The sequence below is a fragment of the Fictibacillus norfolkensis genome, assembly GCF_014836645.1.
GTDB lineage: Bacteria > Bacillota > Bacilli > Bacillales > Fictibacillaceae > Fictibacillus > Fictibacillus norfolkensis.
Genome location: NZ_JACSQM010000005.1, coordinates 291552 through 313475 on the forward strand (window position 1 = coordinate 291552; position 21924 = coordinate 313475).

The 21924-nt window shown below is 40.6% G+C and carries 21 protein-coding genes; 2 read left to right on the forward strand and 19 right to left on the reverse strand.

Annotated features, from left to right (window positions below; translation table 11 throughout):
- Positions 1–119 precede the first annotated feature (119 nt).
- From H9648_RS13600 to H9648_RS13635, 8 genes are all read right to left on the reverse strand, one after another.
- A complete protein-coding gene (locus tag H9648_RS13600) occupies positions 120–791 on the reverse strand; it encodes an ABC transporter ATP-binding protein (RefSeq protein ID WP_191754333.1) in 672 nt (223 codons plus the stop codon).
- Positions 792–799: 8 nt separating this feature from the next.
- The gene (locus tag H9648_RS13605) at positions 800–2359 is read right to left on the reverse strand and encodes a hypothetical protein (RefSeq protein WP_191754334.1); all 1560 of its coding nucleotides are present in this window, start codon (positions 2357–2359) and stop codon (positions 800–802) included.
- Between the two features lie 37 nt (positions 2360–2396).
- Positions 2397–3155, reverse strand: a complete 759-nt coding sequence (locus H9648_RS13610; protein ID WP_191754335.1) for a hypothetical protein — start codon at positions 3153–3155, stop codon at positions 2397–2399.
- 79 nt (positions 3156–3234) lie between these two features.
- On the reverse strand, positions 3235–3624 hold the full coding sequence (locus tag H9648_RS13615; RefSeq protein ID WP_191754336.1) for a hypothetical protein: 390 nt from the start codon (positions 3622–3624) through the stop codon (positions 3235–3237).
- 961 nt (positions 3625–4585) lie between these two features.
- Positions 4586–5452 (reverse strand): peptide chain release factor N(5)-glutamine methyltransferase, encoded by an 867-nt coding sequence (gene prmC / locus H9648_RS13620; RefSeq protein WP_191754337.1) that lies wholly within the window; start codon positions 5450–5452, stop codon positions 4586–4588.
- 1 nt (position 5453) lies between these two features.
- Positions 5454–6527: a peptide chain release factor 1 gene (gene prfA, locus H9648_RS13625; RefSeq protein WP_066399006.1), complete on the reverse strand. Its 1074-nt coding sequence runs from the start codon at positions 6525–6527 to the stop codon at positions 5454–5456.
- A gap of 203 nt (positions 6528–6730) precedes the next feature.
- Entirely contained in the window at positions 6731–7315 is a 585-nt protein-coding gene (locus H9648_RS13630; protein WP_191754338.1) for an MOSC domain-containing protein, read from the reverse strand.
- A gap of 42 nt (positions 7316–7357) precedes the next feature.
- Positions 7358–7684 carry a hypothetical protein gene (locus tag H9648_RS13635; protein ID WP_191754339.1) on the reverse strand — a complete coding sequence of 109 codons (327 nt, stop codon included), beginning with the start codon at positions 7682–7684 and terminating at the stop codon, positions 7358–7360.
- A 153-nt stretch (positions 7685–7837) separates the two neighbouring features.
- Here H9648_RS13635 and H9648_RS13640 point away from each other — a divergent pair, with 153 nt between their 5' ends.
- Positions 7838–9172: an FAD-dependent oxidoreductase gene (locus tag H9648_RS13640; RefSeq protein WP_191754340.1), complete on the forward strand. Its 1335-nt coding sequence runs from the start codon at positions 7838–7840 to the stop codon at positions 9170–9172.
- A 48-nt stretch (positions 9173–9220) separates the two neighbouring features.
- Here H9648_RS13640 and H9648_RS13645 read toward each other — a convergent pair whose 3' ends face one another.
- The 9 genes from H9648_RS13645 to H9648_RS13685 form a co-directional block, all read right to left on the reverse strand.
- Positions 9221–9691 (reverse strand): hypothetical protein, encoded by a 471-nt coding sequence (locus H9648_RS13645; RefSeq protein WP_191754341.1) that lies wholly within the window; start codon positions 9689–9691, stop codon positions 9221–9223.
- Between the two features lie 309 nt (positions 9692–10000).
- Entirely contained in the window at positions 10001–10627 is a 627-nt protein-coding gene (locus H9648_RS13650) for a thymidine kinase (RefSeq protein ID WP_191754342.1), read from the reverse strand.
- A 212-nt stretch (positions 10628–10839) separates the two neighbouring features.
- Positions 10840–11085 (reverse strand): type B 50S ribosomal protein L31, encoded by a 246-nt coding sequence (locus tag H9648_RS13655; protein ID WP_066399025.1) that lies wholly within the window; start codon positions 11083–11085, stop codon positions 10840–10842.
- 104 nt (positions 11086–11189) lie between these two features.
- On the reverse strand, positions 11190–12476 hold the full coding sequence (rho, locus tag H9648_RS13660) for a transcription termination factor Rho (RefSeq protein WP_144696865.1): 1287 nt from the start codon (positions 12474–12476) through the stop codon (positions 11190–11192).
- Positions 12477–12800: 324 nt separating this feature from the next.
- A complete protein-coding gene (gene glpX / locus H9648_RS13665) occupies positions 12801–13769 on the reverse strand; it encodes a class II fructose-bisphosphatase (RefSeq protein WP_066244703.1) in 969 nt (322 codons plus the stop codon).
- Between the two features lie 84 nt (positions 13770–13853).
- Complete coding sequence (gene murA, locus H9648_RS13670) at positions 13854–15146, reverse strand: UDP-N-acetylglucosamine 1-carboxyvinyltransferase (protein ID WP_191754343.1); 1293 nt, start codon at positions 15144–15146, stop codon at positions 13854–13856.
- A gap of 490 nt (positions 15147–15636) precedes the next feature.
- Complete coding sequence (gene fsa, locus H9648_RS13675; RefSeq protein WP_137791148.1) at positions 15637–16287, reverse strand: fructose-6-phosphate aldolase; 651 nt, start codon at positions 16285–16287, stop codon at positions 15637–15639.
- A 198-nt stretch (positions 16288–16485) separates the two neighbouring features.
- Positions 16486–17349, reverse strand: coding sequence for a class II fructose-1,6-bisphosphate aldolase (fba, locus tag H9648_RS13680; protein WP_191754344.1), 864 nt, complete (start codon positions 17347–17349; stop codon positions 16486–16488).
- Positions 17350–17598: 249 nt separating this feature from the next.
- Positions 17599–17979, reverse strand: a complete 381-nt coding sequence (locus H9648_RS13685; protein WP_171005594.1) for a response regulator — start codon at positions 17977–17979, stop codon at positions 17599–17601.
- Between the two features lie 169 nt (positions 17980–18148).
- Here H9648_RS13685 and H9648_RS13690 point away from each other — a divergent pair, with 169 nt between their 5' ends.
- On the forward strand, positions 18149–18691 hold the full coding sequence (locus H9648_RS13690) for a DUF2529 family protein (protein ID WP_191754345.1): 543 nt from the start codon (positions 18149–18151) through the stop codon (positions 18689–18691).
- Between the two features lie 302 nt (positions 18692–18993).
- Here the strand turns inward: H9648_RS13690 and pyrG are convergent, their stop codons facing one another.
- Both pyrG and rpoE read right to left on the reverse strand, forming a co-directional pair.
- Positions 18994–20595, reverse strand: a complete 1602-nt coding sequence (gene pyrG / locus H9648_RS13695; RefSeq protein ID WP_191754346.1) for a CTP synthase — start codon at positions 20593–20595, stop codon at positions 18994–18996.
- 381 nt (positions 20596–20976) lie between these two features.
- Positions 20977–21495, reverse strand: coding sequence for a DNA-directed RNA polymerase subunit delta (rpoE, locus tag H9648_RS13700; RefSeq protein ID WP_191754372.1), 519 nt, complete (start codon positions 21493–21495; stop codon positions 20977–20979).
- Positions 21496–21924 lie beyond the last annotated feature (429 nt).

Sequence of the window (21924 nt, forward strand, 5' to 3'; positions counted from 1 at the left end):
ACATACTTTTTTTAAGAAATTGTAGACACGGTACTTTGTTAACAGGCTGAGAGATGAACTAATACTCTTAAATACCCAAATATAGTTTCAATATTATATTTTCTAAATTTATACTAAAATTAAATTTGTAGATATGCTTCTTTTATTTCTTTTGTAAGTCTCTCTAGTTTGTTGTCTATTATAATATATTTCTCATCACATAGTTCTTCAATATCGGCTTGGTTATGACTTGTCAATAAAATGGTATGACCTTTCTCTTGTTGTTGTTTAATAATATTTTTAGCATCCTTATAACTTTTAATATCCAATGCATTAAATGGTTCGTCGAGTATGATGATATTCTGATCTTCCATTATCGCTTGAGCTATTCCTAATTTCTTCTTCATCCCCAGTGAATATGCACTGACTCTAGTCTTATCGTCAGGGTCTAATCCAACTAACCTCAACGTTTCTCTTACTTTATTCTCATCTATCTTATTGTTTATCTCCGCAAGAAATTTTAAGTTTTTTAAACCACTATATATTCCAATATATCCAGGGTTGTTAATCAAAACGCCTGTATCGTTTGGAAAATCAAAATCTTTTCCTAATTTTTGACCGCGAATATAAACATCCCCATTATCTGGCTTAATGAACCCCGCGATTAGTTTGAACAACACTGATTTCCCACTGCCATTCGGACCAATAATCCCAATAGATTGCCCCTTTGAAATCTTTAAATTTACATCTTGCAGGATTGTTCGATTTTTAAATTGTTTCGATACATTTACAAGTTCAATAATCGTTTCCATTATTGTAATCATCCTTTGCTAAAGCTTTTTTTATACAATCCACTTTTTAATACGGCAAATAGTAACACATTTGATAGTAGTAATATCCCAAAAGAATAGAAGTAAGGTAAACTCTGATCTTCACCAAAAGCTTCTGTAATCCTAACCAGTGAAGATAGCCCTATAGGAAAGTATTTGATATATGTAATTTCGAGCAATCCAATTAAATAGGCAGCTACAATCACAATGAATCCAGTGATTGATGTCTTTGTTAAACTGAAAAGAATGAATATAACTAAAAATGTAAAGAGGAGCTCCAAGAATTTCGTACTTATGATAATAAGCAACAGATAACTCGTGTCCATATTTCCGATACCGTTCTCATTAATGAAGGGTTTCATATGTTCATAACCTTTAAAAGGTAATCCCATAAAGGTAGATACTATAATGATGAGAAACAACGATAAGCATATATAACTAAAAATGAACAATGAAACGGATCTCATTATAGAAAATAACCAATATTTCATCTTTTTTAAACGGATAACAATCATGAAACTCTTATCTTGACTTTCTTTCTCTAAAAAAACACTTAATAAGTAGATAGGTATTCCGTTGTAGATAATTAAACGCAGAAAGTCCAGCATGTTAAAGTAGCCTGTTCCGTGACCAAAATATACAAGGGTCAGAAGGTCTTTAAAGGTTATGTCTGGATAAGTGAAAGCTATTGAAAGTACGATAAAACACAGCAGAATCATAATTGTAATGAGGTTGGATTTCTTAAAGAGAATACTTAAATTCCATTTGGACAATGGATCTGATAATCGAAAAGCAAATGAACTAGACCAGTACTTTTTTGTAAACCATAGAATGAAAATCATATATAAAAGCCCCAAGAAAATAAAAATATAAAATCTTTCCTCAGCGGCACCTAATGCATGGTGAAAAATAATATAGTTATTTAAGAATAAATATGGCAGCTCTGAATCTAAGTCAGAGCGTAAACCTATTAACATCATAAGGTATACAATAACGATTATACCGATTACATAACCTGGCTTGAGAAAATTCCTCATAAAAATTAGGACAGTTCCAAGTAATGTTAATCCACATATCATGTAGCCAATAACAGGGAATACGGCTTCGAGAGGTGTGCTGAAGACTCTTTCTAACTTACCAAAAATGAAAAGGTTATTACTTTCAAGAAAGGTGTAACGATTTTTTAAGACAAGTCCAAATCCCATCAATAACGCGATAAAAACATGCAACAATACGAACAAGATTGAGTTAAAAACAACTGCAACTACTTTAGATAGAAAATAGTTAAAAAATGTTTTCGATCTAATCCAAACACATTCTTCATCAGAGTTATTTATACCAATTAACAAAAAGATAAAACTAATGGTCATACAATATAAAATGTAATAATGATCTGTTAACGCATTAATTAAAAATTCCCAATACGTTAAATGATGTGATATAGCTATATGCTTCAAATAAAATGTATACAGTACATATATTAGTAAAACGAACATTAATTTTCTTGAAAGAAACTTATTAACGTGACTTTTAATCAAGCTCTGTATCATGAAGGTTTTAAACCCCTTTATGTAAGAAATGCTGTGCCTAATAAATAGACTCTTTCTTAAACTTTGTGAAATAAACTAAATACGCACTTATTATGATGATTAGAATAATGGGACCTATCAATAATCGCTCTGTGGTTACAGCTCCAATATCCAAAGTATTCGGATCGAATGATGTAACAAGCCTGAAGAAAGGAACTCCCAAAACAGACAAAATAAAATTCTCAAGTATCAAATAGACGAATGGCCCGATCAGTACAATGAAGATATTGTTGATATAAAGGGACAACGCAAAGCCAAACGAAGCGACTAGAAATCCTATCATACCTCTCCAGAGACTCAATAAGAATCCATATAGTAAGGGGTTATTAACAAATGCGTCACCTGCATACCTACTAATTGCGTTATTATTTGCGTTGGAAGGAGTAACTTCTGGTAAGAAATATAAAGTAATAAGTAACCCTACGAACGACACAAGAAATACAATGAGTGCTCCACCGATTGAAGACACCAGCCATTTGGTTGTAATGTACTTTCTCTTCGAAACCCTAGTAATTGTGTAAGACAAAAATCCATTTTTACGTTCATAGTACATTAACCAGCATGTTGGAATGACGGCAAACAATGGAAACAGCATCCTGAATAGTTCACCAGATTCCTCCCAAATTTCAATATTGTAATTATATTGATAGCCTGTTGTAAAAGGGATAATTATTAAGCTGCTGTACATTAAAGCAAATATGATAAACGACAGATAAGGATAAAAAAGTTTTTTTATTTCCACTTTCACTAACTGCATTAATTCTTTCACATCCGTTCTATAAAATTGGAAACACCTCATGACAAAAGTATAACTGTCACAAGGTGTATTTCATATATTAATTACTCTTCCAAGAACCGCTAACTTGAACGTTAACTGAAGTATCAAAATCGTTTGAGAAGTGTAATCTCATCGCATCGCCTTTGATATGATTAATATGACCGTCTAACACCAATCCATCACCGTCTCCAAGGTTTCGTGCCCAATCTCCTGAGTTTCCTTGCGCATCTTGCATTCTTACATCTACAACATAGTTCCCGCCTACTGTTGATGACTTAACATATCCGTTTGCGCCACTTGTAGTCTTAGTCTGTGAGTAACTTGTATAGCCATCACCATTAAACGCGCCAACTGTTGTACTATAACTTGAATACGTTGTACCTGCGGAAACACTAACTGCTGCTGCAATACTCATTACACCTACGATTGCTGCCAATTTCTTTTTCATATGTATTCCTCCTCATATGTTTAGTTGCAATATGTATCGGGCACGTCTACCACTTACAGATTACAATGATAATAATATTATTAATAGTAAATTATTACCATGAGAAGAAAGTAAGTATTTGTAAAAATTTGTATAAACAAATTTCAGGGTAAAAAGTATGAATATTTAATATAGTGTGAATAAAATAGGATTATTTACCTGTTTCAGCCTAGTAAGGTTAAAGAATTAACCTAAAGGCTGTTGGAGAATCTGTTATTAACTAGCTTTAATAGTTCTTCAGAACGATAAACATATACTCAAACTAGTTTTATTGTAATGATATAATGACTATGAAAATTTAACCTCTACCCAATTATATATAAGTGCTATTCCTCAAGATCAAATTGTGAAATATAGATAAATAAATAAAAAACGCACCATTAATTTCATATCAATTAATAGTGCGCGTTAATATAGTTTAATATAAAGATGAATTTCTAGTTGTATCGTAAAATCTATTCTGCGTAAACTTTAAAATCTATTAAATGCCTTTTGATGATTTTTGCACAGTTTCAAGGTTCACATGTTGCTAAAACCTACCATAGCTTTTAGCACACAAATCCATTGTGATGATTTTATTCTTCTGTAGCAATCGTTTCTTGAGTGTTTTGAGAAATACCAAATTTCTTCTCTGCCATCAAATTCATTATTACTCTTGAATAACCCACTTTATAAGCATCATTCAATGATGCTCATCTTGTTTTAAATCACATTTTTTCATAGATTAATCAACTCTCTAAGACTTTTTTCATCACAATCTCTAGCTCTCCGTTTAAATTACATACATTTTCAACGTATTATCTCACGTTTTTCATCTTTGCAAAGTATTGTTTACCTAATTGTGTAATTTTTGCCCGCAAAACCCGTAGATGCTTTATAAATTGTTTGGGGTCTGACCCGGGGTCAGACCCCATTTCCCACTTTATTTCCCGAGGATGGCGAACACCATGCGGTCTTTACCGCTGATGTCTTCCTTTACATACACATCCGCACCAGGGAACGTGACACGAAGCATGCCCGCTACCGTCTCACCCTGACCTGCTCCTACTTCAAAGCCTACGATCGCTTTTTCTTTTAGAACGAGCGGCAATTCTTCCATGAAGCGACGGTAGAACACATAGCCGTCTTCCCCACCGCTTAATGCCCTCATCGGTTCACGGTCTTTTACGATTGTCTCAAGGACCGCGATCTCATGATCAGGAATGTAAGGTGGATTAGATACGACAACATCCAATTTCTTCCCACTACTAATAAAAGGCTGTAAAAGGTCACCGTGTAGGAATGCAACCTCTGCCCCAAGTCGATCGGCGTTTCCTTTTGCTACCTCAATCGATTCCTCTGCAATATCAACTGTAAGAACGTTCAGTCGATTATTTTCTAAAGCTAATGAGATCGAAATGGCTCCGCTACCTGTTCCGATATCTGCAACAGCAACGGTCTCATCATCACGAAAATGTTCTGAGATCAGCATTAGTGTGTGTTCGACCAACTCTTCTGTTTCTGGTCTTGGAATTAAGACTTCTTCGTTCACCGAAAACGTCCGACCGTAAAATTCTTCTTTACCGGTAATATACTGAACAGGCTCTCCTTCAACGTGGCGAGCAACCGCCGCTTTGAGTCTCGCCTCATCCTCTTCACTCATCACATCATGAAGGCGCATGAGCATCTCTGTTCGGTTCACATCCCCTAAAACATGTCTCATTAAAATTTCTGCAGCAAAACCTTCGCGACCGTTTTCAGCTAAAAAAGAAGAAGCCCACGCGAGGGCTTCATGAACTTTTGTACTCATTTTACGCGTCCGCCTGAGCTTTCATCTTGCTTGTTTGGTCTTCTGTAATGAGCGCTTCAACAAACTCATCCATCTTACCAAGAAGAATTTGATCAAGCTTTTGAATCGTTAAACCGATACGGTGGTCGGTAACACGGTTTTGCGGGAAGTTGTACGTACGAATACGCTCTGAACGGTCTCCAGAACCAACCGCACTCTTACGTGTCTCATCGTACTCTTTTTGTATTTCTCGCTGAATCTTATCATATACACGTGCACGAAGAACTTTCATCGCTTTTTCTTTGTTCTTGATCTGTGATTTTTCATCCTGACACGAAACAACCGTACCTGTAGGAACATGTGTTAATCGAACTGCTGATTGAGTCGTGTTTACAGACTGACCCCCAGGACCAGATGATGTGAAGGTATCGACACGAACGTCTTTCTCGTGAATCTCAACTTCAACCTCTTCAGCCTCTGGCAGTACAGCAACCGTTGCTGTAGACGTATGAATACGTCCGCCTGATTCTGTTGAAGGGACACGCTGAACACGGTGTGCGCCGTTTTCGTATTTAAGCTTCGAATATGCACCAGCACCATTGATCATAAAGATGATCTCTTTGTATCCACCAAGCTCTGTGTAGGAAGCTTCGATTACTTCAGACTTCCATCCTTGCATCTCTGCATAGCGTGTGTACATACGGTAAAGGTCGCCAGCGAAAAGTGCCGCCTCGTCTCCACCTGCTGCACCACGAACCTCGACGATAACGTTCTTGTCATCGTTCGGATCTTTTGGAAGCAATAGGATCTTTAACTGAGCCGTAAACTCTTCGATCTGTTGGTTAAGCCCAGAGATCTCTTCTTTTACCATCGCAGTCATCTCAGCATCAAGCTTATCTTCGAGCATCAATTTTGCTTCATCTAATTGCTCTTTCGCTTCCTTATACTCGCGGTAAACCGCTACCGTATCTTGAAGGGAAGATTGCTCTTTTGAATAGTCGCGCAGCTTGTTCGTATCATTTATAACCTCAGGGTCACTGAGTAATTCATTTAACTTGTCATATCTTGCTTCGATCGTCTCTAAACGTTCTAACATGGTTTTTCACCTCTGTTTTATATGCATAACATTATAATTATAGACTATTACAGGTGTTACAGTCAAAAGCAAAAAGGAACGAAATCAATAAAAAAGGCCGCCCTTTCCTTAAAAAGAGAGCCTTTATAAAACTTGAGACGATATTTACATTTTCCTTTTTTGCAGCGACTCTCTCATCGATTCCGCCAATTCTTTCACTTCGATCAATCTTTGAATCTTGTCAGATCTTTTAAAAACCCATACTTGATTCTGTTGGATTCTGTTACAGAAATGTGTGCAGGGTGTTTTTCAATCAGCAAGATCTCATCACCTGCTGCAACCAATCCTTCTTTTAAAACTCGAAGGTAATATCCCGTCCGCCCCGTATCTACAACCTTTTTGATCATATCTGGCCGACAAAGAATAGAAGCTAGTGTCTGACAAGGCTGACGAGGCTGTGTGATTTGTACGATCGCCTCACCTACTGAAAACACGTCACCGATACAAACATCATCCTCTAAAAGACCTCTCACTGTTAGGTTTTCACCAAATGCCGGGACGGATAACGGTACTTCTAAATTCAGTTCAGTCGTCCACTTTTCATAATGCTCAAACGGGTACGCACAGACTGCTTTATCTGATCCACCATGGTGAATGGTATTACCTACTCCATCACCTTCAAAGTGTGTTTTATGTAGATACACAGGTTGCTGCTGCGGCGTTTTATTGTAGGCTGTAAAATAAGTTTTAGTTTGTGTCTCAACTTCTTCTGGCAGCTTAATGTTTAACGAAGCTATATTTCCCTTCATTCCCCTCACCTCCCGAAAAGCATAGCACAGGACAAAAGGAAATTAATAGGAAAAGATATTGCGGCGCAACTGCTCATAATCAATACGCTCTTGGTTCATTCGAATCGCTTTCGTCAGCTCCTCGATCACCACTTTTTCATTCGTGATCACGTTAAACACATAAGGAATGGTCGCAAAATGTCCAAGAAAATGCGTACAGCCAACATAACGCGGGTTGTCGGTCTGATTTCCATTTTTATATTTAATAATAAAATTGCCCATGCCTTCATAGACAGGATCCAATGGCTTTTGTTCAAGTTTTTTTATCAGGGTATGAATCGGCTGAACCGGTGCGTTCCAGTCCGTTCCGTTCGATTTGATCTCTAGCACAGTCCACCACCTCTTTCTACTATCATAGTTCGTTTTAACTCTGGACTTCTTGTTGGTCAAAGGGAAGAGAGTTGTGGCATCATACAGGTAACGTTACTTTTTTCGAAACAATGGGAATACTATATGGTTAGATAGACGTAAGGAGCTGATCAGATGAAATATTGCATTATTGGTGGAGATGCGGCTGGTATGAGTGCCGCGATGCAGATTGTTCGAAATGAAAAAGATGCCGACATCACGGTTCTTGAAAAAGGCGGTATCTATTCCTATGGACAATGTGGACTTCCTTATGTTGTAGGAGGGCTCATCCCTTCTACTGATAAACTTATCGCTCGCAGTATTGAGACGTTTCGTGAAAAATACGGCATGGATGCGCGTACGTTTCACGAGGTAAAGGCTATAGATACCCACTCCAAAACAGTGTGTGGTGTACATACGAAGACAGGGCAATCCTTCGAGGTGTCATACGATAAACTCTTAGTGGCCACCGGTGTTAGTCCGATCATACCGAAACAGTGGACAGGATTGCATCTAAAGGGCATCTATCCCCTCAAAACGATTCCTGATGCCGAGGAACTCATGACCGGGTTAAAAGATGTTCAGAACGTAACCATCATCGGTGGAGGGTACATTGGTCTTGAAATGGCCGAAAACGTTCTTAGACTCGGTAAAAAGGTACGTATCATTCAGCGCAGCAATCAGCTTGGAAATATTTTCGATCATGATTTCGCTCCATACATTCATGAAGAAGCAGAGAAACATGGTATCGAACTTTGTTTAGAAGAAGAAGTGCTCGGCTTTAAAGGTGACGATCATGTTCAATTTGTGAAAACAGCTAAAAAAGACTATCCAACAGACCTTGTTATCGTGTCTGTCGGGGTGTCACCGAACACAGACTTCTTAAAAGAAACAAACGTGGCACTCAATGAACAGGGAGTTATTGTTGTAAATGAGGCGATGGAAACGAGTGTGGATGGTGTGTACGCGGCAGGTGATTGCGCGACCCACTACCACCGTGTAAAAAAACTGAATGATCATATTCCATTGGGGACAACAGCAAATAAACAAGGCCGAATCGCCGGATTAAACATGGTTGGTGTGAAAAAACCTTTTAGAGGAATCGTAGGTACATCTATCATCCAATTCATGGATCTAACACTTGGAAAAACAGGATTATCGAATAAAGAAGCAGAAAAACTGAACTTTCCTTTTTCAGAAATCAAGATTACATCAAAAAGTCATGCTAGTTATTATCCTGATCCAAAGAAGTTAGAAATAAAATTAACGTATCACAAAGAAACAGAGAAGCTACTTGGAGCCCAAATCATCGGTGAAGAAGGCGTAGATAAAAGGATCGACGTGCTCTCAACTGCCCTTTATCACGAGATGGATGTTGAGGAATTGGCAGATTTGGATTTGGCATACGCCCCACCTTATAACGGATCTTGGGACCCCATCCAGCAAGCAGCTCGAAGACTCGGGAAATAAATTGGGAAATGGGGTCTGACCCCATTTCCCGTTTTATTTCCCACAATATTAGTGATCGATTTTAAGTGAGAAGTTATATCTCGGAACAGCTCGCTCTACGGCGTTCATGATCTTACGATGCGTAGCTGCTCGATCCTTTTTGGACATATCATGCGGCACGTTCACATGAATGTGTGCATAATTTCCGTTTACTGTAACCATCTGTGGGTTAATACCAGATGAATCAATAACTGCTTGACGAATCATATCCTGGTCATCAGACAGATCGAATCGCGTGGTGTTCATCGTCCGATAATCATTCGGATTCATGTTCGTGTCATAGCTGTAGTTGGTTCGTGGTTCGTTTTTGGTTAGGTGGTAATTGATAATCCCATGGCCAAACAGGTTATCCCGAATATCCCGTTTATCTTCATGAGCGGCAGGCTCAATTTTAGCCCCTTCTTCTTTATAAGACTGCATAGGTGAACATGCTGTTGTTACCAATAGTGCAAAAAGCGGTACATATATTGCCTTTTTCACTATAAACACCTCCCATATCGTTAGGATTTCCTGTTTAGGAGGTGATTATGTTAAGTTGGTAGCCGTTTTTCAGGGGATGATTGTCAATGGTAGCTATGAATCCACAAATTTGGAGCTTGAATCCAAAAGTTTTGGCCTTCAATCCATAAATTTCTACGTTCAATCCACAAGTTTTGGCCATTTATCCACGAGTCGACACGCTGCGACACTTTTCGATTCCAACTGCATGCTACCTCCGCACCACCACGTCAAAAAAAAGCCCGAGAGCACTAAGCTCCCGGACTATATCTAATCAGATCACACACTATTCTATTTCAACCGACCTTCTAAGCCCTCTGCGCTTGATAGGAGGTTTCTTTTCTTTCCTGGTACTTCATGACAATGACGGCAGCGCGGCTCATATGACTCGGACGCTCCCACTAGAATCACTGGATCATCGTAAGAAGCAGGTCTGCCATCGATCAAACGCTGTGTACGGCTAGCAGGTGATCCACAAACCATGCAGATCGCTTGAAGCTTTGTCACATGTTCAGCAAGAGCCATCATTTTTGGAACAGGTCCGAACGGCTCGCCTTTAAAGTCTTGATCTAGTCCTGCAACGATAACGCGCATTCCTTGATCCGCTAGTTCTTGCGCAACCGGAATGATATCTTCATCAAAGAATTGCACTTCGTCGATCGCTACGATTTCGGTTTCAGGCAATACGTTTTTTAAGATCTCAACAGAACGTCCGACTGGTTCAGCCATAACAGCGGTTCCGTTATGAGACACAACCGATTCCTCGCTGTAGCGGTTATCGATCAGCGGCTTAAACACCTGTACTTTTTGCTTTGCATACGTCGCTCTTCTTACGCGGCGAATAAGTTCTTCTGATTTTCCAGAGAACATGCTGCCGCAGATCAATTCGATCCAGCCATTTTGTTTCATCACATACATGGCCTGCTCCCCCTTTCGCAACAATCTTTTCCTTAGTATGTACGAAATGTATGATGTTTTACCATACATAAACGTTCGTTACTGGAGTGCTACACTCCTTTTAAGGCGTATAAAAAACCCGGTCCATCAAAACAGTTACCGAGTTCTTGTTTTCTATAAAATACAAAAGAAAAAAGGGCAAGAAAGACTCCTGCCCTTTTACTTGCAACAAATTACTTAAGGTTGTATTTCTTCTTAAAGCGGTCAACACGTCCACCAACATCAGAGAACTTCTGACGGCCAGTGTAGAACGGGTGAGTGTCAGAACTAACATCCACTTTGATTACTGGATATTCGTTACCATCTTCCCACTTCATTGTCTCGCTTGAAGACAAAGTTGATCCTGAAAGGAAGCTAAATCCGCTTTGAGCGTCAACAAAGATAACCTTTTTATAATTCGGATGAATTCCTTGTTTCATTCTAATTCCACTCCTTCTGCCCTGTTTCCTATGCGGAGACAGAGTTATAAACACATAAAAATAGTATAACAGGGACAAAACCCATTTGCAACCATACTTTTTCGTTAGTTTGTTACGGGTTTAGCTCTCTTTGGCGCTCCCTTTTTTTCACTTTCAAAAAGCTCGAAAAACTCTTCGTTATTCTCCGTTTTACGCATGCGTTTCATGAACTTGTCTACGAAATCGAACGAGTCATCCATCGTTTTACGAATCGACCAAAGTGCCTCAAGATGGTCTTTCGCGATAAGCATCTCTTCTTTTCGCGTTCCAGAACGGCGAATGTCGATCGCAGGGAAAATACGGCGCTCAGCCAGCTTGCGGTCTAAGTGAAGCTCCATGTTTCCTGTTCCTTTGAACTCCTCGTAGATAACATCATCCATACGAGATCCCGTATCCACTAATGCTGTTGCTAAGATCGTTAAGCTTCCACCTTCTTCGATGTTACGAGCCGCACCGAAGAAACGCTTAGGACGGTGGAACGCAGCAGGATCGATACCACCAGAAAGTGTACGTCCGCTTGGCGGAATGACAAGGTTGTAAGCACGAGCAAGACGAGTGATGCTATCGAGCAGGATGACAACATCCTTTTTGTGCTCAACAAGTCTCATCGCACGCTCTAATACGAGCTCTGCCACTTTAATGTGATTTTCTGGTACTTCATCAAACGTTGAACTTACAACGTCTCCTTTTACGGAACGCTCGATATCTGTTACTTCCTCAGGACGCTCATCAATAAGCAAGACGATAAGCTCTACTTGCGGGTTGTTCGTTGTCACACTGTGTGCGATTTCCTTCAGCAAGCTTGTCTTACCCGCTTTTGGAGGAGCGACGATCAACCCACGCTGACCAAAACCAACTGGCGCCATCATGTCGATGATACGCGTTGAAATATTGTTGCTCGTTGTCTCCATAACCATCTTCTTTTCCGGATAAAGAGCCGTCAGTGCAGGGAAATGCACGCGTTCCTTTGCCGTTTCAGGGTCCTCACCATTAACCGCATTCACTTGTAAAAGTCCATAATAACGTTCGTTTTCCTTTGGAGGACGAACTTTTCCTGATACTTTATCTCCGTTTCTTAGATCGAATCGACGAATCTGTGAAGCTGAGATGTAGATATCCTGAGAGCTTGGTGAATAGTTGATCGGACGTAAGAAGCCGAATCCTTCGTTCGGAATGATCTCTAATACACCTTCCATAAAGGAATAACCATCAAGCTCTGCTTGTGCTTTCAAAATAGAAAACATCAATTCACGCTTTGTTAATTTACCGTAATACTGAATATTATATTGTTTGGCAAGCTCATAAAGCTCTTTTAATTTCTTTGTCTCTAATGTTGCTAAATCTATCCCCATAGTGACACCACGCTTTTCTATTAATAACTATCTTTTGTTTGATTTAAATGGGATTTTTTATGTTGGTTTGGTTTTGGTTTTTTTTGGAAGGAGTTCCTTTGAAAGTTAAGGGTATTAGTGGGTATGAAGAAAATATTAACCTAATGAATCATACTTCTTATTTTAACCACATATTCGGTCTTTAATCAAGCAACAGAAACTCAGAAGTAAATGACTTCTAACGAGAATTTACAATACATGCTGAGCTTTTGCAACTGAAATTAAGATTAGTTCATGTAATTGTAATGGAAAGACCGGACGAAGTTGTCCGGTCTTCCCGCTTATTTATGGTTTGATCACAAGATCTGGCTTCTTCTTCAAACTGTGTCTTCCATCGATAAATCGTACGGTTCCTGACTTCGCACGCATAACAACAGATTGCGTTGTACCCGTTGATCCGTCAAAACGCACTCCTTTTAAAAGCTCGCCGTCTGTAACGCCTGTTGCAGCAAAAATCGCGTCGTCGCCTTTTACAAGGTCGTCCATGTATAATACACGGTTCACGTCGTCGATGCCCATGCGTTTGCAGCGTTCTAATTCTTCGTCGTTTTGAGGAAGAAGCTTTCCTTGAAGTTCCCCGCCGAGACATTTTAACGCAACAGCTGCGATTACGCCTTCTGGAGCTCCACCAGAACCGAATAAAATATCAACACCCGTATCATCAAACGCCGTATTGATTGCTGCTGCTACATCGCCATCAGATATCAGCTTGATACGTGCACCCGCTTCACGAATATCTTGAATGATCTGCTCGTGACGTGGTCGGTCTAGGATGACCGCTACCAAATCTTCAATATTTTTATTTTTTGCTTCTGCTACTGCTCGTAGGTTATCAATAACAGGTGCGTTGATGTCGATCTTACCAACACTTTCACGCCCAACTGCAATCTTGTCCATGTACATGTCTGGTGCGTGAAGCAGGTTTCCATGGTCTGCGATCGCTAAAACAGCTAAAGCGTTCCACGTTCCGGATGCAACGATGTTGGTTCCTTCTAACGGATCGACTGCAACATCTACACGAGGACCATAGCCTGTCCCTAGTTTTTCACCGATATAAAGCATAGGAGCTTCATCCATCTCGCCTTCACCGATCACAACTGTCCCTTTCATCGGAACCGTATCAAAAACGTTACGCATCGCAGTTGTTGCTGCGTCATCCGCTTCGTCTTTCTTTCCTCTTCCCATCCAACGTGCTGATGCAAGAGCTGCCGCTTCTGTTACACGAACAAGCTCCATCGATAAACTTCTCTCCATGTTTGTTCCCCTCCCCATACTTTAACCGCTTACATAATTATCCTGAAGAAAAATCACCAGGTGATGGTGATTTCTCGTTTTAACTTATGAATTCTTAAGCTCTTCCATCTCTTCAGCACCTAAGCTCTCACGCCAAACTTTAGCACCAAGTCCTTTTAACTTATCAACTAAAGATTCATAGCCACGATCGATATGCTCAAGTCCAGAGATCTCTGTAACTCCTTCAGCCATCAGACCCGCTACAACAAGAGCTGCTCCAGCACGAAGGTCAGTAGCTTTTACTTTTGCGCCTTCAAGCTTCGCTGGCCCATTTATTATAGCAGAACGTCCTTCTACTTTCACATTCGCTCCCATACGGCGAAGTTCGTCGATATGTTTAAAACGCGCACTGTAGATCGTATCGGTTACGATGCTCGTTCCTTCTGAGCTTGTTAAAAGTGAAGTGAACGGCTGCTGAAGATCCGTTGGAAACCCTGGATAGACGAGCGTTTTGATGTCAACGCTCTTCAGTGGATCTTTTCCGCGATAAACAAGTACTTGATCATCTTTTGATTCAATATATACACCCATCTCTCTCAATTTAGCGATGAGAGATTCTAAGTGTAGCGGAATCACATTATCTAGCAATACTTGCTGACCCATAGATGCTGCTAGAATCATGTAAGTTCCCGCTTCAATACGGTCAGGTATGATTGAGTGACGGCAGCCATGCATCTCATCGACACCATCGATACGAATAACATCCGTTCCTGCTCCTTTGATCTTGGCACCCATGCTTGTTAAAAGGGTAGCCACATCAATGATCTCAGGTTCTTTAGCAGCGTTTTCAATGATCGTTTGGCCTTTTGCTCTTACTGCTGCGAGCATGATGTTGATGGTCGCACCAACACTAACAACGTCCAAGTAGATTCGTGCACCAACAAGCTCGTCCGCGCGAAGATAGATCGCACCTTGCTCGTTCGTTACTTTTGCGCCTAACGCTTCAAATCCTTTGATGTGCTGATCGATCGGACGGGGTCCTAAATTACAGCCTCCTGGCAATCCGATGACCGCTTTTTTGAAACGGCCTAGCATCGCACCCATCAAATAGTACGAAGCACGAAGCTTTTTCACTTTTCCGCTCGGCAGCGGCATCGCAATCATTTTTTCAGGGTTAACCGTTAGAGTCTGATTCTCATCCAGGTAAGCTTCCCCTCCGATTTCCTCTAACAGATCACGTAGAATACGAACGTCTGATATGTTAGGCAAACCTTCAATGGTAACGGTAGATTCTGCTAATATCGTTGCGGGGATCAAAGCCACCGCACTATTTTTTGCTCCGCTTATATGGACCGTTCCTTCTAGAGGATAGCCCCCTTCAATCATCAGTTTTTCCATGGTAAACTCCTTTCAGTAAGAGTCACAAAAGTTGTGATTGTGTTACCTTTTTAGATAGTACTATTATTTACCAATATTTTCTTTTCATGTATAAAAATTTTGGTGTTTCTTTGTCGCATGTAAGCAGTTGATTTCCGCTCCAGGTTGCACGCTTTCCATGGGGCGAACGGTGAGCCTCCTGCCGCGTTGCGCCATTAGGAGTCTCCACCAGTCCACTCGTCCCATAGGAGTCGGCAACCTTCCGCTCCAATCAACTTACACGAAGAAGAAAATCTAAAAGCTTAAGAACTTCTTGATCAAAAAGGCTGTTGCTTTCAAATCTCGTCTTCTATGATTGTTGATTGGAATGTAAGATGCGAGACTCCTGCGGGACAGGTAGGCAGGGGAGACACTTATACGTGAAACGTACAAATGTGGCTCCCCGCCTGCCCCGCGGAAAGCGAGCATCTGGAATGGAAATCAACCCTTCCAAAAGCTACAGAGTTTGCAATTACTTTCTATTCGCAGCGTCCCAGTCAGCTAGGAATTTCTCGATCCCTTGGTCTGTTAGCGGGTGCTTTACTAGCCCTTTGATTACGTTTGGCGGAATTGTTGCGATGTGCGCGCCTCGTAATGCCGCTTCTGTTACGTGAACAGGGTGGCGGATCGATGCTGCGATGATCTCTGTTGGGATCTCATGAATCGCAAAAATTTGTGCCACTTGTGAAACAAGCTCCAAACCATCTTGGCCGATATCATCTAAACGACCTAAGAATGGTGATACATATGTTGCACCTGCACGAGCTGCAAGCAATGCTTGGTTTGCATTAAAAATAAGCGTTACGTTTGTTTTAATGTTTTCATCAGAGAACGTTTTTACTGCTTTTAATCCGTCCAGTGTCATTGGAACTTTTACCGTGATGTTTGGTGCGATCTTAGCTAGTTCGCGACCTTCTGAAACCATTTCTTCATAAGAAGTTCCGATCACCTCAGCACTAACAGAACCGGGTACAAGGCTCGTGATTTCCTTTAATCTTTCATGAAAATCTACGCCTTTTTCTTTAGCGACTAAAGAAGGGTTCGTCGTTACTCCAGATAAAATGCCCAGGTCATAGGCTTCTTTAATATCATCAATGTTTGCAGTATCAATAAAGAATTTCAAAAATGATCACTCCTGTTTTTTTGAGTATGTCTATCTTTTATATTCTTTTATAACATGTTCGTCTTCATACACGAAGGATTACGCTTACAAAACTTCGTATCATTCTTTTATTATCTATACGTGGATCGTGTTTTTGCACTCTTATAGTGTAAATGAAACCGCCTATGATGTATAGGCGGTTTCATGAGAAAGGTTATATTAAGCTTTGTTAGAAGAACCAAACTCACGCATTTTTCCAGCTACAGTAGCTTGAATCGCATCACGAGCAGCAGTTAAGTAGCTACGTGGATCATATTTGTCTGGGTTAGATCCGATGTATTCTTTAACAGCTTTGTGAGAAGCAATTTGGTTTTCAGTGTTTACGTTAATTTTAGCAGTTCCTAAAGAAATTGCTTTTTGGATATCTTTTGTTGGGATACCAGTACCACCATGAAGTACAAGAGGTACACCAGTTAGTTCCATTACTTCTTTCATGCGGTCGAATCCTAAGTTAGGCTCACCTTTGTATGGTCCATGAACGGATCCTAGTGCAGGCGCGAAGCAGTCAACACCAGTCTCACGAACAAGTTGATCACACTCAGAAGGGATCGCGTAAGCTGCATCTGCATCTTCAACAACTAGATCGTCTTCTTGTCCACCGATACGGCCAAGTTCTGCTTCAACAGAAACGCCGTGGAAGTGAGCAAGCTCAACTACTTTTTTAGTAAGAGCGATATTCTCTTCTAACGGGTGGTGAGATCCGTCGATCATTACAGATGTGAAACCTGCATGAATCGCTTCAGCACACTTTTGGTAGCTAGAACCGTGGTCAAGGTGGATCGCTACAGGTACAGTTACTTTGTACTCTTCGATAAGCGCTTCAACCATAGCAACAACAAGCTTGAACCCGCCCATATAACGAGCAGCACCTTCAGAAACACCAAGAATTACTGGAGATTTCTCTTCTTGTGCAGCCTTAAGGATTGCTTGAGTGAACTCAAGGTTGTTCAAGTTAAATTGACCAACTGCATAATTTTCCGCTTTTGCTTTTTCAAGCATTTCTTTCATTGAAACTAAAGGCATAGTAATGTCCTCCTTAGATATTGGCACGAGCAGACCAACTACATTTTTGTATAGTATATTTGCTGAAATGCGCATACACAGCAAAAAGAAGCCACTTTAGTTTACCTTTCATGGCGTCTTGCTAAACATTTCATTATGCTCATATTTCATTCTAGTATAGCATACCAATATCGCCTGAAAACCGCAACACATCAACGTTTTCCGGGTGTAACCGCTATCATTGGCGACACGCCAGCATTTCTTAAACTTTTATGACGATGGCGTGTTTAATGGAAGTTCTTTCCTAACAGCTGCGCGAATCTCATCAATATCAAAAGGTTTGGCAAAATGAGTGATAGCTCCCAGCTTCATAGCCTCATGAATCATGTCCAGCTCACCATAAGCGGTCATGATGATCACTTGAATCGTTTCATCATGTTTCTTTACACGACGAAGGATTTCCAAGCCATCCATTCCAGGAATCTTCATATCTAAAATGACAAGATCAGGGCGGTCCTTCTCCACAATCGAAAGAGCTTGTACACCGTTCGCCGCCTGATACGTCTTATAACCTTCTTTTTGAAAGATTTCGTTCAAAAGAATTCTGATGCCATACTGATCGTCTACAATTAAAATTTTCCCGCTCATTATTGCTCACCTCATCTAGAGTTTCTTTACAAAACCATTTTGTCCCTATACCATTCGAGACAGAGGATATCAATTCCTGCTGTTCCCGATGAATTGTATTGTTAAATTAAGTATACTAAATTAATAAATAAAAACACGAGACGATTTGAAAAAAAGTAAGGAGTTCTTTTTCATGTTAAAAATATTTTCAACACAAGTTGCAGGATTGCTAAAATCCATCTCAGATAAAGAAGAACAGTCGCTCGAAGAAAGCTCACGCCTGCTTGCACAAAGTGTGCTATCTGAAGGCACCGTCTATTTTAAAGGATTCGGTGAGATGGAAGCTGTTGTGAGTGAAGCTCTGTATGGAGAGAATAAATTTCGCGCCGGGGCTAACGTATCAGATGTAGAGTTGTCTGATCTGCTGCCGGTCGATAGTGTAGTAGTGGCTTCGCGCTTTTTAGATGACGAAAAAGCCGTAGCACTTTGTTCAGAAGTACGGAAAACGACGGATTGTAACGTCATTTTAATAGGTGGAAGACGAAAAGATGCTGAGTTGGACGTGAATCTTGATGATTTAGCCGATATCGTGATCGATACGAAGGCCGTTCGCGGATTGATACCGCTGGATGATGGCTCACGCTTAGGATTTCCGTCTGGACTGACTGCTTTATTCGTGTATTACGCCCTATTTTTAACGACAGAAGAGATTTTAGAGGAATACGATGAAGAATAAAGAGGAGCTTGGCTATGTGCCATGCTTTTTCTTGTTTTTTGAGTAATAAATGAGGCAGATTGAGGTAACAAAACCATTTTAGCTGTATACCCACCTGGGTAATTGTGCTTATAATTCGAGAAATAGCTGCATTAATCCGGCGAATTATGAAGATATTCCCGCGAGTTTTGGACTTATTCCGGCGAGTTTTGCCCATATATCGGCGAGTCGATCTATTTCGACAAATTGATAGTAACTAATACCCCCATCTACGTAAAAACCGGCAGCTTCCACTGAATAGGAAGCTGCCGGTTTATACACTCTTAGTTCTTCAATTGTGTTACCGCACCGATAAAGTCACGGAATAGTGCCTGCGGGCGTGTTGGTCGTGATGTGAATTCTGGGTGGAACTGTGACGCAACAAACCACGGGTGATCTTCTAACTCGATGATCTCAACAAGACGTCCATCAGGAGATGTTCCTGAGAAGATGAACCCTGCTTTTTCCATCTGTTCACGGTATTCATTGTTGAACTCATAACGGTGACGATGTCTTTCGTAAACAACTTCATCGTTATAAGCTGCGAACGCTTTTGTATCTTCTTTAATCTTACACGGATAAAGTCCAAGACGAAGTGTACCGCCTAGGTCTTCAATGTCCTTTTGTTCAGGAAGCAGATCGATAACCGGGAACGGTGTACCAGGCATAAGTTCTGCAGAGTGTGCACCATCAAGCCCTAGAACGTTACGAGCAAACTCTACAGAAGCAAGCTGCATACCAAGACAGATTCCTAAGAAAGGAACTTTGTTCTCACGCGCATATTGAGTAGCTAGAATCTTACCTTCTACCCCTCTGTCACCGAATCCGCCAGGAACTAAGATACCATCAGCATCTTGAAGAAGTTCGTGCACGTTTTCAGCAGTCACGTTCTCAGAGTTGATCCAATCAATCTCGATATCTGTATCAAATTGATAACCTGCATGACGAAGCGCTTCAACAACAGAAATATAAGCATCTTGTAAAGATACATATTTTCCGACTAACGCGATCTTTGCTTTTCCTTTTAAGTTCGTTACACGGTTGATCAGTTCTTTCCACTCCGCCATATCCGGCTCGTGTGTTTCAAGCTTAAGGTGTTTACAAACAAGCTCGTCCATCTTCTGCTCTTGAAGATCGATCGGCACTTGGTAAAGCGTATCTGCATCTCTCGCTTCGATAACCGCTTTAGGATCGATGTCGCAGAATAGACCGATCTTGTCTTTCATTTCTTGAGGGACCGGCATCTCCGTACGAACAACGATGATGTTCGGCTGAATACCAAGGCTGCGAAGTTCTTTTACACTGTGTTGTGTCGGCTTCGTCTTCAGTTCACCCGCTGCACGGATATAAGGAATCAGTGTACAGTGGATATACATTACGTTTTCAGAGCCTACATCACTTTTGATCTGACGAATTGCTTCTAGGAACGGCAAGCTCTCGATGTCCCCAACAGTTCCGCCGATCTCTGTGATCACGACATCTGCGTTCGTTTCACGTCCAGCACGGAAAACACGTTCTTTGATCTCGTTCGTGATATGCGGGATAACTTGAACCGTTCCGCCAAGATATTCACCGCGACGCTCTTTTCTAAGAACGGTAGAATAAATTTTCCCAGTCGTTACTGAGCTGTATTTATTTAAGTTAATGTCGATAAAACGCTCGTAGTGACCTAAGTCTAAGTCCGTTTCTGCACCATCATCCGTTACGAAAACTTCACCATGCTGATAAGGGCTCATCGTCCCTGGATCCACGTTGATGTAAGGATCGAATTTTTGCGTAGTCACTTTTACTCCGCGGTTTTTTAGTAATCGGCCTAATGATGCTGCAGTGATTCCTTTTCCTAAAGAAGAAACAACACCGCCTGTAACAAAAATATATTTTGCCATGTTTTCAATCCCCCTAAATTTTCTAAAATAAGTATGTGCGTTAAACGCTTTTTCTACTATCGGGAGAGGTATGTGTGTGAAGTCTACACAGTCTCAGCCGTAAAAAAATAAAAAGCAAAAGACACTTCCCCTATGGTTAGGGGGCACTTTTGCTTTTGATATCATATAAAATTAGTCTTTTAAATAAAAGATACAGGAATAGCCCAAAAAGAATATTACCCGAGTATAGAGCGCATGTCAAGATGATCCGTGAGAATCCATTTTTTAGTGTGACAAGCTTGTGAATGGTAGCTCAACCTCAACAATCCATAGATTTAGGGGCTGAATCCTAAAAAACAAAAACCAGCGCCAAAAGGCACTGGTTTAATTAGTCACAAAGACTTACAGATTTTCTTCCTCATCTGCTTCTTCATCTTCGTCATCTTCGTCTAAGTCTTCATCTTCTTCATCGAACTCTAATTCTTCATCTTCATCGTCATCATCGTCATCGTCATCAGCAAGATCGTCATCTTCATCAACGAACTCATCTTCCACTTCTAACTCATCAAAGTCTTCATCATCGAAGTCCTCTTCAAAGTCATAGTCATCTGCAGACGCTTTTTTACGTTTTGTTGGTTTGTTCGTTGCACCAAGTTCCTCTTCAGAGCTTTCAACTGGGTACCACGTTTTTAATCCCCATTTATTATCGCCTAATGAAACGAATCGGCCGTCAATATTCATATCTGTGTAAAAATACGCAATTCGGTTTTCCACAGCTGTTTTAGACAAACCTTTGACTTCAGCGATTTGTTTTACTAAATCATAGAATTGAACAGGTTGCTTAGCATTTTGCAAAATTTCAAATGCGATTTCGACCATTGACATTTCAACGACTTGTTCTTTCGTGTACGTGTTCAACATAGCCACATCGGCACTTCCTTTCCTTCTCCACACTCATTTATATCAACACATTGTGCTCATTCTTTAGAAGAATCATACTCTTCATTATAAACAAATCCCATGCGTATATGCCAGTAGTAATCTATCTTTTTTCCATAAAAGGTTTTATGAAGTGTGTTGGATTATACTTCGATGCTTTTGAAAGTGGTTGATTTCCGCTCCAGGTTGCTCGATTTCCGCGGGGCAGGCGGTGAGCCACTTGCCGCTTTGCGCCCTTAAGTGTCTCACCTGCCCACCTGTCCCACAGGAGTCTCGCACCTTGCACTCCAACCAACTTGCATATGGTGAGAATTGAAAAAGCAAATGTCACCAGTAGACTGTACCCTATAGAGTAGACACTTGAAAAAGGTCTGCCCTATAGGGGTATTTTTATGTAGACTAATAAAAATG